The 14,298-nt window shown below is 71.3% G+C and carries 13 protein-coding genes and 1 pseudogene; 7 read left to right on the forward strand and 7 right to left on the reverse strand.

The window, feature by feature from the left end; translation table 11 throughout:
- Window positions 1-2 precede the first annotated feature (2 nt).
- Entirely contained in the window at window positions 3-1,181 is a 1,179-nt protein-coding gene (locus CSC66_RS06910; protein ID WP_162376663.1) for a UbiH/UbiF family hydroxylase, read from the forward strand.
- Between the two features lie 106 nt (window positions 1,182-1,287).
- Here the strand turns inward: CSC66_RS06910 and CSC66_RS06915 are convergent, their stop codons facing one another.
- Both CSC66_RS06915 and CSC66_RS06920 read right to left on the reverse strand, forming a co-directional pair.
- Window positions 1,288-1,665 carry an EF-hand domain-containing protein gene (locus tag CSC66_RS06915; protein WP_162376664.1) on the reverse strand — a complete coding sequence of 126 codons (378 nt, stop codon included), beginning with the start codon at window positions 1,663-1,665 and terminating at the stop codon, window positions 1,288-1,290.
- A gap of 176 nt (window positions 1,666-1,841) precedes the next feature.
- Window positions 1,842-2,969, reverse strand: coding sequence for a Gfo/Idh/MocA family protein (locus tag CSC66_RS06920; protein ID WP_162376665.1), 1,128 nt, complete (start codon window positions 2,967-2,969; stop codon window positions 1,842-1,844).
- Between the two features lie 205 nt (window positions 2,970-3,174).
- On the opposite strand from CSC66_RS06920, the gene CSC66_RS06925 reads away from it, so the two are divergent.
- Together CSC66_RS06925 and CSC66_RS06930 are read left to right on the forward strand one after the other, a co-directional pair.
- Window positions 3,175-4,065 carry an SMP-30/gluconolactonase/LRE family protein gene (locus tag CSC66_RS06925; RefSeq protein ID WP_162376666.1) on the forward strand — a complete coding sequence of 297 codons (891 nt, stop codon included), beginning with the start codon at window positions 3,175-3,177 and terminating at the stop codon, window positions 4,063-4,065.
- Window positions 4,066-4,147: 82 nt separating this feature from the next.
- The gene (locus tag CSC66_RS06930) at window positions 4,148-4,864 is read left to right on the forward strand and encodes a hypothetical protein (RefSeq protein ID WP_162376667.1); all 717 of its coding nucleotides are present in this window, start codon (window positions 4,148-4,150) and stop codon (window positions 4,862-4,864) included.
- A 156-nt stretch (window positions 4,865-5,020) separates the two neighbouring features.
- Here CSC66_RS06930 and rlmM read toward each other — a convergent pair whose 3' ends face one another.
- From rlmM to CSC66_RS06945, 3 genes are read right to left on the reverse strand one after another with little or no spacing between them, the layout of a single operon-like run.
- Window positions 5,021-6,076: a 23S rRNA (cytidine(2498)-2'-O)-methyltransferase RlmM gene (rlmM, locus tag CSC66_RS06935; protein ID WP_162376668.1), complete on the reverse strand. Its 1,056-nt coding sequence runs from the start codon at window positions 6,074-6,076 to the stop codon at window positions 5,021-5,023.
- Between the two features lie 17 nt (window positions 6,077-6,093).
- Entirely contained in the window at window positions 6,094-6,654 is a 561-nt protein-coding gene (locus CSC66_RS06940) for a nucleoside deaminase (protein ID WP_162376831.1), read from the reverse strand.
- 11 nt (window positions 6,655-6,665) lie between these two features.
- Entirely contained in the window at window positions 6,666-8,426 is a 1,761-nt protein-coding gene (locus CSC66_RS06945; protein ID WP_162376669.1) for a glutamine--tRNA ligase/YqeY domain fusion protein, read from the reverse strand.
- A 187-nt stretch (window positions 8,427-8,613) separates the two neighbouring features.
- Here CSC66_RS06945 and CSC66_RS06950 point away from each other — a divergent pair.
- Window positions 8,614-8,826 (forward strand): annotated as a pseudogene (locus CSC66_RS06950) (putative signal transducing protein); the annotation flags it as partial.
- A 101-nt stretch (window positions 8,827-8,927) separates the two neighbouring features.
- Window positions 8,928-9,566, forward strand: a complete 639-nt coding sequence (gene msrA / locus CSC66_RS06955) for a peptide-methionine (S)-S-oxide reductase MsrA (RefSeq protein ID WP_162376832.1) — start codon at window positions 8,928-8,930, stop codon at window positions 9,564-9,566.
- 173 nt (window positions 9,567-9,739) lie between these two features.
- Here msrA and CSC66_RS06960 read toward each other — a convergent pair whose 3' ends face one another.
- A complete protein-coding gene (locus CSC66_RS06960; protein WP_162376671.1) occupies window positions 9,740-10,384 on the reverse strand; it encodes a hypothetical protein in 645 nt (214 codons plus the stop codon).
- 14 nt (window positions 10,385-10,398) lie between these two features.
- Window positions 10,399-11,376 (reverse strand): transaldolase, encoded by a 978-nt coding sequence (locus CSC66_RS06965; protein WP_162376672.1) that lies wholly within the window; start codon window positions 11,374-11,376, stop codon window positions 10,399-10,401.
- Window positions 11,377-11,634: 258 nt separating this feature from the next.
- On the opposite strand from CSC66_RS06965, the gene pyk reads away from it, so the two are divergent.
- Both pyk and CSC66_RS06975 read left to right on the forward strand, forming a co-directional pair.
- Window positions 11,635-13,101: a pyruvate kinase gene (pyk, locus tag CSC66_RS06970; RefSeq protein WP_162376673.1), complete on the forward strand. Its 1,467-nt coding sequence runs from the start codon at window positions 11,635-11,637 to the stop codon at window positions 13,099-13,101.
- Between the two features lie 141 nt (window positions 13,102-13,242).
- Window positions 13,243-14,253 carry a class I fructose-bisphosphate aldolase gene (locus CSC66_RS06975; RefSeq protein WP_162376674.1) on the forward strand — a complete coding sequence of 337 codons (1,011 nt, stop codon included), beginning with the start codon at window positions 13,243-13,245 and terminating at the stop codon, window positions 14,251-14,253.
- Window positions 14,254-14,298: the final 45 nt, after the last annotated feature.

The raw sequence follows: 14,298 nt of genomic DNA on the forward strand, positions 1-14,298 counted from the left end.
ACATGAAAAGCCGCGCGCGGCTGGACGTGGCCGTGGCCGGTGGCGGCGTGGTCGGCGCGGCCTGCGCGCTGGCCCTGGCCCAGGCCGGCCTGGAGGTGGCCCTGGTCGAGCCACGGCCGGTCGCGCGCTGGCTGGCCGAGCGGCCGGACCTGCGGGTGTATGCGCTGGCGCCCGACAACGCCGGCCTGCTCGACCGCCTGGGCGTATGGCCGCAGGTCGCCGCCGCGCGGGCGCAGCCCTACCGGCGCATGCGGGTATGGGATGCTGCCGGCGGCGGCGAGCTGGCGTTCGACGCGGCGGCGATGGCGCGCGGGGAACTGGGCTGGATCGTCGAGAACGACCTGCTGGTCGACCGCCTGTGGTCGGCGCTGGCCGCTGCCGGCGTGCAGCTGCATTGCCCGGCGAGGGTCGAGGCGATGGAGCAGGACGCGGCCGGCGTGCGCCTGAGGCTGGAAGACGGCGCGCGCCTGGATGCGCGAATCGCGGTCGCCGCCGACGGCGCCGCGTCGGACCTGCGGCGCCTGGCCGGGCTGGACATCGACGCCCATGATTACCACCAGCGTGGCGTGGTCGCCTTCATCGAGACCGAGGCGCCGCACGAAGACACCGCCTGGCAGCGCTTCCTGCCGACCGGGCCACTGGCGCTGCTGCCGTTCGCGCAGGGGCGCAGTTCGATCGTATGGACCCTGCCCGAAGCCGATGCCGGGCGCGTGCTGGCGCTGGACGACGCGCGCTTCGCCGTCGAACTCACCGATGCCAGCGCCGCGCGCCTAGGCAAGGCGGTGCCGGCCTCCGCGCGCGTGGCCTTCCCGCTGCGCCGGCAGCTGGTCCGCCAGCAGGTGGAAGGGCGCGTGCTGGTACTGGGCGACGCGGCGCACGTGGTGCATCCGCTGGCGGGGCAGGGCGTGAACCTGGGGCTGCGCGACGTGGCCGCGTTGGCCGCCGAAATCGCCGCCGCCCGCGCACGCCGCGCCGACTGGGCCGCCCCGCATCGGCTGCAGCGCTGGGCGCGGCGACGGCAGAGCGACAACACCGTGTCGGCCTACGCTTTCGAGGGGATCAACCGGCTGTTCTCCAATGCCGATCCGCTCGCGGTACTGGCCCGCGGACCCTTGCTGGGGCTGGCCGGCAAGCTGCCGCCGCTGCAGCGCGCGCTGTGGCGGCACGCCGCCGGCGTGTAGGAAACGGGGAGACCGGCGTCCGTGGAAAGGCGCCCGCGACGCCGCACCGTCGGCGCGGGCGGCACCCGCGCGGTTCCGACGCCCGAGTCGCCCGCAAGCCGGGCTCCTACAGGATCCAGCCGGACAGTTCTTCGCGATCCAGGCGGCCATCCCGATTGGCGTCGACGCGGTCGAACTCGGCGCGCAGGCTCGCGTCCGACGCGGCCTCACGCCGGTCGACCGTGCCATCGCCATCGGCATCGAGCACGGTGAAGTCCAGGCGGTCGCCGCCGACCAGGCTGTCCGGTTCGACCGAGCGGATGATCACGGGCCCGCCATGGGAGCCTTCGAGCACGGTCATGCCGGTCTGCCGCTGCAGCGGTGCGTCGGCCGGGGTCGCGGCCGGCGGCGGCAGCGGCAGCGTCGTCGCCGGCGTTCCGCGCGTGGCCTGCGCTTGCAGCGAGGCCAGGAGCAGGGCGGCGGTCAACAGGGCAGTGCGGGTCATGGGCGTCCGGGACAGCGCGGGATTGCCGGCAACGCTAGGGGCGGCCGGGTGAAGCGGTGTTGAACCGCTGGCGCTTGCGCGTATGCAGGAACCCATCCCTGCGGGCGACCCGACGCCATCGGCACAGGCGACTCCCTCGTTCCTCCGACGCCCGTGTCGCCCATGAGGATGGGCTCCTACAGGACGATGCGCTGGCCGCCATCGCGCGCCGAGGCGTAGATCGCATCGACTACGCGCATGTCGCGCACCCCTTCCTCGCCCGGCACCAGCGGCGCGGTGCCGCGCAGGATCGCCAGCGCGTCGTCGTCCATCTGCCGTGCCTGCTGGTGCGGCACCGCGTCGGCGAAGGTCTGGCCGTCGCTGGTGCGTCCCTTCAGTCCGTCGTAGGTCTGGAACGGCGACAGCTCGTACCAGCCGCGCTCGCAATCGGCGCGCAGGGTGTTCATGTCCTCGCCGAAGCTGGTCGCGCATTCGGCGACGCTGCCGTCGGCGAATTCCAGGGTGAAGCGCATGGTCTCGTCGACGCCGTCGAACAGCTGCGGACGTCGGACCTCCTGCCGCGCGGTCACCGCCACCGGTTCCTGGCCCTTCGTATAGCGCGCGGCGTTGAGGGAGTACACGCCCATGTCATACATCGCACCGCCGCCGTGCTGCGGCAGCCGCCGCCAGGGCTTGTGGGCCGGATCGACGTCGTCGTAGGCATTGAAGCCGGCGTCGGCGCGGATCTTGAGGATCCGGCCGTAAGGCTGCTCGCGGGCCATCGCCATCAGCCGCCGGGTGTTGGGTTCGTGCTGGAGGCGGTAGCCGATGGTCAGCTGCACCTTGTTGCGGCGGCAGGCGTCGACCATCTTCTGGCCCTCGGCCGCGTCCATCGCCATCGGCTTCTCGCACCACACGTGCTTGCCGGCGTTGGCTGCGCGCAGGGTCAGCGGCATGTGCAGGTCGTTGGGGGTGACGATGTAGACCGCCTGGATGTCGGGGTTGTCGGCAATGCGATCGAAGTCGTCGTAGCTGTAGACGTTGCGGTCGGGGATGCCGTGCTTCTCCTGCCAGGCCGGGATCTTGTGGGGCGAGCCGGTCACGATCCCGGCCAGGTGGCAGTGCTCGGCCAGCTGCAGCCCGGGCGCGAGCTGGTGGGTGGCGTAGCCGCCGAGCCCGACCAGGGCCACGCCGACCGAATCCTTGCGCCGGGTGCGCTTGCCGTTGTTGTCCATCGCAGACTCCGCGCGCAGGGGAAGGGAGGCGCCGATGCCGGCGCCGGCCATCGCAGCCAGCAGCTGGCGGCGGGTGAACTCCAGGGTCATGCGCTTGCCTCCGTTCGCGCCCTTGGCGCCGATGCCCTTGCACCTTAGGGCGGCGGCGCTGGCTCCGCCACCCCGGCGACGGCATGCGAGGCATGCCGCGGACGAATAGCGGGCGGCTCTCTGGCACACTGGCGCGCGCATCGCCGCCGAGGACGCCGCCATCATCCGACCGATCCCGTTCCGATACCTGGCCCTGGCCTTGGCCATGCCCGCGGTCGCGCCGCAGGCCGCGGCCGACCCGGCGCCCGGCGCCAGCGTGGAGGCGCTGTTCGTGGCGCGCGATTTCGTCGCCGACGGCGTGTTCTCCCGCGGCATCGAGGGGCCGGCCACCGGACCCGGCGGCGTCCTCTACGCGGTCAGTTACGGCCGCGACGGCACCATCGGCCAGGTCCACCGGCAGGCCGATGGCAGCGGCAAGGCCTCGCTGTTCGCCACCCTGCCCGACGGCAGCACCGGCAACGGCATCCGCTTCGGCGCCGACGGCACCATGTACGTGGCCGACTACACCGGCCACAACGTGCTGGCCATCGACATGGACACGCGCCAGGCGGAGGTGTTCGCCCATCTCGGCGGCGCGTTCCAGCCCAACGACATCGCCCTGGCGCCAGACGGAGCGCTCTATGCCAGCGACCCCGACTGGGCCAACAACAGCGGCCAGCTCTGGCGCATCGGCGCGGACGGCCAGGTGCGGCGCCTGGAGGCGGACATGGGCACGACCAACGGCATCGAGGTCAGCCCGGATGGCCGCCGCCTGTACGTGAACGAAAGCGTGCAGCGCAACGTCTGGGTGTACGACATCGATGCCGCTGGCGACCTGTCCAACAAGCGCCTGCTCATCGCTTTCGCCGACCATGGCCTGGATGGCATGCGCAGTGACGTCGATGGCAACCTGTACATCGCCCGCTACGGCGCCGGGTTGGTCGCGGTGGTGTCGCCGCAGGGCGGGCTGCTGCGCGAAGTGCCGCTGCGCGGGGCCAAGCCGACCAATGTTGCCTTCGGCGGCGCTGACGGCCGTGATGTCTATGTCACCCTGCAGGACCGGGGCGCGATCGAGGTGTTCCGCAGCGACCGCCCTGGCCGGGAATACGGGCGCTGACAGGCCCGGGCAGGCGGCGACCCCAGTCCCGGCCCCTGCGACTGCCACCGGCGATACTGGCGCACCGGAGGAGGCACGACCCATGCAGCAGCTCGAACTCAAGGACCCGGCGGCGTTCGCCGCGGAATTCCTGCGCCAGACCCAACTGCAGGGCTTCGGCGCCCTGAGCAAGCGCGACCTGGAGCTGCTGGTCTACGTGCTGCTCGAGCGCGACGGCGCGATCGACCGCAATTCCAGCAACCATGCCGCCGCCTCGCTGCTGCGGATCACCCCGGCCAAGCTGCGCGCGCTGCGCAGCGACGGCTATGCACGCTGGCGCCAGCTGGTGGCCGAGCCAGCCGACGTGGCCCTGCGCCGCATCCTCGGCCATGTGCTCACGGACGCCAACCTGCGTGCCGGCAGCCGCCACGTGAGCGAGCGCAGCCGCAAGGACGGCTTCCTGGCCGTGCGCGTGGAGCACCCGGACGACCGCCTGCAACTGGAGCAGGCGATCCTCGATGCCGGCGCGTTGCCGGTGTACGAGCGCAACCGCGAAGTGCTCGCGGTGCGCTTCGACACGCTGGTCGCGCTGGCCGAGCGCAGCGGCTTCCTGCAGCCGGACACCGAGGCGGTGGTGAAGGCGTTGCGCAAGCTGGCACCGGCGTCGGAGGAACTGGCCGACCTGCTGGAGAAGGACGTGACGAAGCTGCGCTGGGAGGATGCGCGCAATGCACTCAACAGCCTCGGCGCCAAGGCCGTGTCGAGCACGGCCGAGGGTGGGCTGAAGAGCCTGCTGAAGCTGGCCTTCCCGTTCCTGTAGGGCGGGGCTTGCCCCGCTGCTTCCGGCTCTCCCCGTAGAGCGGGGCTTGCCCCGCTGCTTGCGATCGTCGGCAAAGGCAGCGGGGCAAGCCCCGCTCCACGAAGGGTGCCGAAGGGGAGTGGGCGAGCCCGGATCCTCGTGCGGCCAGCGTGCGCCCTACTTCGCCAGGGTGGCGAAGACCGTGATTTCCTCGCGGTCGTGGTAGAGCTGCTTCGCACGCACCGTGAGCGGCTTTCCGGCCTGCTCTTCGAACAGGTCGAGGCACAGCCGGGTTTCCTGCCAGCGCTTCTTCATCGGCAGCTTCAGGTTGAACACCGCATGCCGGCACCAGCCTTCGGCGAACCACTTCGCCATGCGCGCGGCGACCTTGGCCGGCTGTTCGACCATGTCGCACACCATCCAGTCCAGCGGTTTGGCCGGATGCCAGTGGAAGCCGTCCGCGCGCAGGTGCTCCACCAGGCCGGTGTCGAGTACGTGCTGGCGCAGCGGTCCATTGTCGACCGAGGTCACCCGCAGGTGCTGGCGGGTCAGCACCCAGGTCCAGCCGCCGGGCGCAGCGCCCAGGTCGGCGGCGGTCATGCCCGGGCGCAGCAGGCGGTCGCGCTCGTCGGCGGTCAGCAGGGACAGGAGCGCTTCTTCCAGCTTCAGCGCCGAGCGCGACGGCGCCTCGGGCAGCAGCTTCAGGCGCGGGATGCCCAGCGGCCAGGGCGCGCTGTCGCGCGGGTCGGCCAGCGCCAGCAGCGCGTGGTCGCCGGCCAGGAAGCAGACATGCAGGCGTGGCAGGCGCGCGTCTTCCTTCGCCGCCAACATTCCGGCTTTGCGCAGCGCCGGGCGCAGTGCATTGCCGAAGCTGCGCGCCAGCCCCGACAGCGGCTTGCCGGCATCCGAATCCGGATGCTCGACCCACAGGTCGCCAAAGCGCACGCCCCCGGGCATCGTCGCCAGCAAGGGTGTGAGCCGGTCGGTGGGATCCATGCCGCGCAGTTCGGCGAACAGGCGCAGCTTCTGCCGGGCGAAGACGATGCCGCGAAAGGGAAGGGCACGCGCCAGCGTCTGCGCGTCGGCTTCCTCGCCGGTGACGAAAACCACGTAGCCGTCGTCGCGGCTGGCGCGTGCATAGCCGGCGATCCCGGCCAGCGCGGCACGCTCGCCCAGTTCGGCGGCCAGTTCCGGCTCGAAACCCTGGCGGCAGTAGCCGAGCAGTCCGTGCATGGATGGGCTGGCGGCGCTCAGTAGCGCTCGCCGCCGCCTTCGCCGTAGGCGCGCAGCACCGCGCGCGCCTCGCTGCGCAGCAGGTCGCGCTGCACGGCGATGCCGCGGCGCTCCAGCTCGCCGATCCAGTCCGCCGGCAGCGGGCCTTCGTCGAATTCGGTCAGCTCCATCACGTCCTCGGCGCGCGCGCCGATCAGCAGCCGGTCGATGCCGGCCCAGATCGTGGCGCCGTAGCACTGGCAGCAGGGCTGGGACGAGGTGGCCAGCGCGACCGGCGACAGCACGTCGTTCAGGCGCGGGGTCTGCAGGCGCTGCTGGGCCAGCATGTAGGCCATGTTCTCGGCGTGCGCCAGCGAGGTGGTATGCGGCATCACCCGGTTCACGCCGGCGGCGACCACCCGGTCATCCGGGCCGAACACCACCGCGCCGAACGGCCCGCCGCTGCGCGCCTCGACATTGCGCCGCGACAGCTCGATCGCCAGCGCGACCTTGTCCTCGTCGGAGGCGAAGGTCGCGCCCGGTTCGATCGCCTCGTGGATCCAGGCCGGCAGGGTGAGGTGGACCTGTGCGTACAGCATGGCGGTCGTACTCAACCCGCCGACCAGGTGTCGCGCAGGGTCACGCTGCGGTTGAACACCGGCTTGCCGGGGGTGTGGTCGCGGCGGTCGGCGACGAAGTAGCCGGTGCGCTCGAACTGGAACGACTGTTCCGGCGCGGCCTGCGCGGCCGCCGGCTCGATCCAGCCCTGCACGGTCTTCTTCGATTCCGGGTTGAGGTGGTCGCGGTAGGTTTTGCCGTCGGATTCGTCGTCGGGCTTCTCCACCGAGAACAGGCGGTCGTACAGGCGGATCTCGGCGGCCACCGCATGCTTGGCGCTGACCCAGTGGATCGTGCCCTTGACCTTGCGGTTGGCGCCTTCCATGCCCGGGCGCGATTCCGGATCCAGCCAGCCGCGCAGTTCGGTCACGTTGCCCGCGTCGTCCTTCACCACCTCGTCGATGCGCACGATGCCCGCGCCGCGCAGGCGCGCCTCGCCGCCCGGCACCAGGCGCTTCCAGCCCTTGGGCGGGACCTCGGCGAAATCCTCGCGCTCGATCCACAGCTCGCGCGAGAACGGCACCTGGCGCTCGCCCTGGGACTCGTCCTTGGGATGGTTGGGGAACGTGAGCAACTCCTCGTGGGCTTCCGGCAGGTTCGCCAGCACCAGCCTGAGCGGCTCGACCACCGCCATGCGCCGGGGCGCAGTGGCGTCCAGGTCCTCGCGCAGGCAGCCTTCCAGCACCGAGAAGTCGATCACCGAGTTCTGCTTGCTGATGCCCACGCGGTCGACCAGCAGGCGCAGCGAGGCCGGCGTGTAGCCGCGGCGGCGCAGGCCCTGCAGGGTGTACATGCGCGGGTCGTCCCAGCCGTCGACCAGGCCCTCGCCGACCAGCTGGGTCAGCTTGCGCTTGCTCATCACGGTGTAATTGATGTTCAGGCGCGAGAACTCGATCTGGCGCGGCTTGCCCGCTTCCTTCGGCAGGCCGTGCCGCTCCAGCGGCGCGAGCAGGTCGGGGTTGCCGGCCAGGTCGACGTTGTCCACGCACCAGTCGTACAGCGGGCGGTGGTCCTCGAACTCCAGCGTGCACAGCGAGTGGGTGATGCCCTCGATCGCATCGCCCAGCGCGTGCGCGAAGTCGTACATCGGGTAGATCGGCCACTCCGCGCCGGTGTTCTGGTGCTCGACATGCTTGATCCGGTACAGCGCCGGGTCGCGCAGGTTGATGTTGCCGCTGGCCATGTCGATCTTGGCGCGCAGGGTGCGGGCGCCATCCGGGAACTCGCCGGCGCGCATCCGCGCGAACAGGCCCAGGTTCTCCTCGACGCTGCGCTCGCGGTAGGGCGAGTTGCGCCCCGGCTCGGTCAGCGAGCCGCGGTAGGCGCGGACCTCGTCGGCCGACAGGTCGCAGACGAAGGCCTTGCCATCGCGGATGAGCTTCTGAGCGGCCAGGTAGTAGACGCCGAAGTAGTCCGAGGCATGGCGCAGGCTGGCCCAGTCGAAGCCCAGCCAGCGCACGTCGTCCTGGATCGCGGCGACGAACTCGGGGTCTTCCTTGGCCGGGTTGGTGTCGTCGAAGCGCAGGTTGCAGCGCCCGCCGAACTCGGCGGCCACGCCAAAATCCAGGCAGATCGCCTTGGCATGGCCGATGTGCAGGTAGCCGTTCGGTTCGGGCGGGAAGCGGGTGCGGATGGCCGCGTGCCTGCCGCTGGCCAGGTCCTCGCGGACGATCTGGCGGATGAAATCGCGTTTCTCCGGAGCCTGGGCCTCGGTGGGGATGGGGGCGTCTGCGGAAGCGGGGGCGTCGGACATGGGGCGGGGGCGGCGAAGGCAAACTGCAAGTCTAGCCGAGCCGCCCGCTGCAGGCGCCCACGCAGCGCGCGACCGGCCGGCCTGAACGGGTTGCGCGACTTGCGCGCCGCCTTGGCCAGCGGCGCGAAGTCAGGCGTATGCTCGTTCCGGATGGGCGGACGGCGTCCGCCGGCCAGGAGCTTCCGCCATGCAGGTCGCCTATCGCGCCCACAACCTGATCGACGCCCACCTGGCCCGGCACGTGCTGGAGGACGCGGGCATCCCGGCCTTCGTCTTCGGCGAGAACCTGCTCGGCGGGGCCGGCGAGCTGCCGCTGTTCGGGGTGCTGCGGGTCTGCGTGCCGGATCCGCTGATGCCCGACGCCAGCGCGGCACTGCAGGCCGCCGGCCTGGGCGGGGACTCGCCCGGGAACGACTTGCCCGAAGGCGACGGCGACCCCATCTCCATGGGCGACCCCGGCTTCCTGCCGGCCTGACGGAGCTCGCGATGACCCTGGGATCGATGCTGGGCGTTGGCGCCTGGAAACAGCGCCTGCCTCGCGACGCCGACCTGCTGCCCGGCCGCGACCAGCCGTTGCCGCTGCACAACATTCATCACGTCAGCGGCCGGCCCTTGCAAGGGGAGTTCGCCGGGATGGAGGTGGTGGATGTCGGCCTGGGCTGCTTCTGGGGCGCCGAACGCAAGTTCTGGAACCTGCCGGGCGTGTACACCACCGCGGTCGGCTATGCCGGCGGCGGCACCCCGAACCCCACCTACGAGGAAGTGTGCTCCGGGCAGACCGGGCATGCCGAGGTGGTGCGCGTGGTCTACGACCCGGCGCAGGTGGACTTCACCACGGTCCTGAAGACCTTCTGGGAAAGCCACGACCCCACCCAGGGCATGCGCCAGGGTAACGACGTGGGCACCCAGTACCGCTCGGCGATCTACTGCCGCACGCAGGCCCAGTACGAGGCGGCGCTGGCCAGCCGCGACGTCTACCAGGCTTCGCTGGAGGCCTCGGGCTATCCGCCGATCACCACCGAGATCGCCTACCCGGCGCCGGCGTTCTACTACGCCGAGGATTACCACCAGCAGTACCTGTCGAAGAATCCGAACGGCTACTGCGGGCTCGGTGGAACCGGGGTGTCCTGCGCGTTGTAGGAGCCCATCCACATGGGCGACACCGACGCCGCGGGAACAGGCGACGTCCCCGCGGCCCCGACGTCGTCCGGCCGTGTAGGAGCCGATCCTCGTCGACGACCCGACGAGACCCGCCGGCATGCCCATGATGCTGATCGTCCGACCACCTCGGTGTCGCCCATGAGGATGGGCTCCTACATGGCCGAGAGGCCGCAGACGTAGACCACTTCGCAGGCGCCGCCGCCGGTATCGGTGCGGCTGGTGGAGCTGCGCCAGCGCCAGCCGTCGTCCGCCTGGACTTCGACCAGCCAGCCGTCGATGCGGACCTGCTGGCCGGCGCGGATTCCCGCCAGGGTCCGCGCGACCTCGGTGGACGCCGGGATCATGTGCATGTTGGCGCTGCTGCTGGCGATCTCGCGCGGCGGCAATGGCGGGTCGTCCCGCCAGCGGTAGTGGTACCAGCGGCCGGACTGGCGGATGTCCAGCCGGTCGAGCACCTCGTCGCGGGCCATGCCGTCCCAGCCCAGCGCCAGGTCGGTCGGCGACCACTCCGCCTCGCGCCCGCTGCGGTAGTCCTTGCGGGACAGCACCCGGCCGTCGAGGCTGAAGCCGGCCAGCGGCACCAGCCTGGACCCGGCCATCGGGAACGGCGCCAGCCCGCCGGGGACATCGCTCTGCAGCGGCGGACCGCGACGGGTGATGGACGGCGGCAGGGGGCAGCCACTGCCGCCTGCATGCACGGCCGCCGGCAGGGCGTCGCCGCGGCCCGGCCGGGCGGAGAACCACCAGCCGGCCAGGCCGAGCAGCAGGCAGGCCAGCAGCACCCGGTTGAGCGTCACCGGGCGCCCCGGCGTCAGGCCAGGCGCTGGGCGATGTCCGAACGCAGCGCGTCCAGGTCCTTGGCGAAGGCGGCGATGCCCTCGGCCAGCTTCTCGCTGGCCATCGCGTCGGCAGCCAGGTCGGCGTCGAAGCGGGCCTGGTCGACCGGTGCGATCACGCGTTGCTCGCGCGCCGGCGCCACGAGCTTGCGCTCGACCGTGCCGGTGGAAGCGTCGAGCTGCTCCAACAGGTCCGGCGAGATGGTCAGGCGGTCGCAGCCGGCCAGCGCGAGCACCTGCTCGACCGAACGGAACGAGGCGCCCATGACCACGGTGGCGGCGCCGCGCTTCTTGAACTCGGTGTAGACGCCGCGCACGAACACCACGCCCGGATCCTCGTCGATGCTCGCCGGCACCTGGCCGTGGGCCTTGTACCAGTCGAGGATGCGGCCGACGAACGGGGAGATCAGGAACGCGCCGGCCTCGGCGCAGGCGATGGCCTGGGTCGGGTTGAAGATCAGGGTCAGGTTGCAGTCGATGCCCTCGGCCTGCAGCTGGCGCGCCGCCTCCACGCCTTCCCAGGTCGCGGCGACCTTGATCAGGATCTTGTCGCGGCCGATGCCGCGCTGCGCGTACATGTCCACGAACTTGCGCGCCTTGGCCACGGTGGCCGCGGTGTCGTGGGCCAGGTCGGCGTCGACCTCGGTGGAAACGCGGCCCGGGACCAGGCCGGTCAGCATCGCGCCGACGCCGACGGTCAGCCGGTCGGCGACCTCGTCGACGACACCCTTGCCGGTGGACGCCTGCGTGCGTGCCCAGGCCAGTTCGCGCTCGATCAGCTCCGCGTACACCGGCAGGCCCAGCGCCTTCTTCACCAGGGTCGGATTGGTGGTGCAGTCGACCGGGCGCAGGCGGACGATGGCGTCGTAGTCGCCGGTGTCGGCGACGACCACGGACAGTTCGCGCAGCTGCTGCAGGCGGGACGGGGCGGAGACGGTATCGGTGGCGGTCATCGGGATGTGCAATGGCTTGGGGACAGGGAGGACTGTCCATCGTAGCCTGCACGCACGCGGGCGTCTGCACGCAGCGCGGGCGGGGACACGGTTGGCGATGCAACCTTCCTCGACCCTGCGCCCGCGTATGTCCCGGCGCGTCATCGTTGCCGTGCGCCGCGCTGCACGGCCGCGATGACAGCGCTGCCTAAGCGAGGTGCCGATGTGTTAGGTTTCGCTGCCTTTTCGCGCTCACCGACCACGCCACCGAATCCCCACATGACCGACCATCTGCGCCGCACCAAGATCCTCGCCACCCTCGGACCGGCCACCGATGCGCCGGGCGTGCTGGAGGCGCTGTTCCGCGCCGGCGTCAACGTCGTCCGCCTCAATTTCTCGCACGGCGACCCCTCCGGCCAGGCCAAGCGCGCCGCCGAAGTGCGCGCGGCCGCGCAACGGGTCGGTGCCGAAGTCGGCATCCTGGCCGACCTGCCGGGCCCGAAGATCCGGATCGAGCGCTTCGCCGAAGGCAAGATCACGCTCAAGGCCGGCGACCGCTTCGACCTGGTCGCCGATCCGGCCGCGCCGGCCGGCGATGCGACCCAGGTGGGCGTCAGCTACCTGGGCCTGCCCGGTGACGTGAAGCCCGGCGACGTGCTGCTGCTGGACGACGGCCTGGTGCAGTTGCAGGTGGCCGAGGTGCAGGGCGAGCGGATCATCAACACCGTCCTCACCGACGGCGTGCTGTCCGACCGCAAGGGACTGAACAAGCAGGGCGGCGGCCTGTCGCTCGGCGCGCTGACCGAGCGCGACAAGGAGCTGATCGGCATCGTCGCCAAGATCGGCGTGGACTTCATCGCCGTCTCGTTCTGCCGCAACGCGCAGGACATGAACGACGCCCGCTCCATCGCCCGTTCGCACGGCTGCGACGCCGCGCTCGTGTCCAAGGTCGAGCGCACCGAGGCGATCGAGAACCTGGTCGAGATCGTCGAGGCTTCCGACGTGGTGATGGTCGCCCGCGGCGACCTCGGCGTGGAGATCGGCGACGCCGAGCTGCCCGGACTGCAGAAGAAGATCATCCGCGAGTCGCTGCGGCAGAACAAAGTGGTCATCACCGCCACCCAGATGCTGCAATCGATGGTGGACAACCCGATCCCGACCCGCGCCGAGGTGCTGGACGTGGCCAACGCGGTGATCGACGGCACCGACGCGGTGATGCTGTCGGCCGAGACCGCCGCCGGCGCCTACCCGGTGAAGGCGGTCGAGGCGATGGCCCGCATCTGCCTGGGCGCCGAACGCCAGTTCCAGACCGAGACCGACTTCGGCAAGGCCGCCCGGGGCCTGGAGCGCGCCGACCAGGCCATCGCCATGGGCACCATGTTCCTGTCCCAGCACATCGGCGTGCGCGCGATCGTGGCGATGACCGAATCCGGCGGCACCGCGCGCTACCTGTCGCGCTTCCGCGCCGCGGCGCCGATCTACGCGATCACCCGCCACGACGGCGCCCGCCGGCAGATGGCGCTGATGCGCGACGTGTTCCCGATCAATTTCGACAGCCGCGGCCTGACCCCGCGCGAGGCCGCCCGCGGCAGCATCCGCCTGCTGGTCGAAGCCGGCCTGCTGGCCGCCGGCGACCGCGTGGTCTTCACCAGCGGCGAGCACATGGAAACCCACGGCGCGACCAACACCCTGCGCCTGCTGGAAGTGGGCGAAGACGGCCGCGCCAGCGGCCTGGGCGACCTCTGAGGGACCGTCGGCGGGGCGCAGGCCCCGCCGCACGCCGCGCCGCCGCGGCTGCTTGCGGGCCACGCAGCGGCGACCCGCCCCGCCGGCCGTGCACGAGCGCGCGGCTATAATCAGCGGCCCCCTCCGCGGCGCCGCATTACCATGAGCATCGAGCAGCTTGCCGAAACCGCCCTGGCGATGGTCGCGCCCGGCAAGGGCATCATCGCGATCGACGAATCCACGACCACGATCGGCAAGCGCTTTGCCGCGGTCGGGATCGAGAACACGGAAGACCACCGCCGCGCCTACCGCGAGCTGCTGCTGACCACGCCGAAGCTGCCCCAGCATATTTCGGGCGCGATCCTCTACGACGAGACCCTGCGCCAGTCGACCCGGGCCGGCGTGCCGTTCGCCCGGTACCTGGCCGACAGCGGCATCCTGCCCGGCATCAAGGTCGACAAGGGCACGGTCGCCCTGGCCGGCTTCCCCGGCGAGCTGGTGACCGAGGGCCTGGACGGCCTGCGCCCGCGCCTGGAGGAGTACTACCGGCTCGGCGCCCGCTTCGCCAAGTGGCGTGCGGTGATCAACATCGGCGACGACATCCCGACCGGCACCTGCATCGAGGCCAACAGCCATGCGCTGGCGCGCTACGCGGCGCTGTGCCAGGAGCAGGGCCTGGTGCCGATGGTCGAGCCGGAGGTGCTGATGGACGGCGACCACGACATCGAGACCTGCTACGAGGTCACCGAGGCGGTGCTGCGCTCGCTGTTCGCCGCGCTGTACGAGCAGAACGTGCTGCTGGAAGGCACGATCCTGAAGGCCTCGATGGTCATCGCCGGCAAGGACTGCCCGGAGCAGGCCGACGTGCAGGAAGTGGCCGAGTCCACCCTGATGTGCCTGAAGAGCACGGTGCCGGCGATCCTGCCCGGCATCGTCTTCCTCTCCGGCGGGCAGGAGGACGAGGACGCGACGGCGCACCTGGACGCCATGAACCGGCTGGGGCCGAACCCGTGGACGCTCAGCTTCTCCTACGGTCGGGCGATGCAGCAGGCCGCGCTGAAACTGTGGGCCAAGGACATGGATGCCAACTTCCGGAAGGCGCAGGACACCGTATTCGCCCGCGCCCGCGACAACTCCCGGGCCGCGCTGGGGCAGTGGCAGGGCGAGGGCTGATCGCCATCGCGAGCACGCCATGAAGGAACGCCGGCCTTGTGCCGG

It is taken from the genome of Pseudoxanthomonas kaohsiungensis (genome assembly GCF_010211765.1).
Classification (GTDB): domain Bacteria; phylum Pseudomonadota; class Gammaproteobacteria; order Xanthomonadales; family Xanthomonadaceae; genus Pseudoxanthomonas; species Pseudoxanthomonas kaohsiungensis.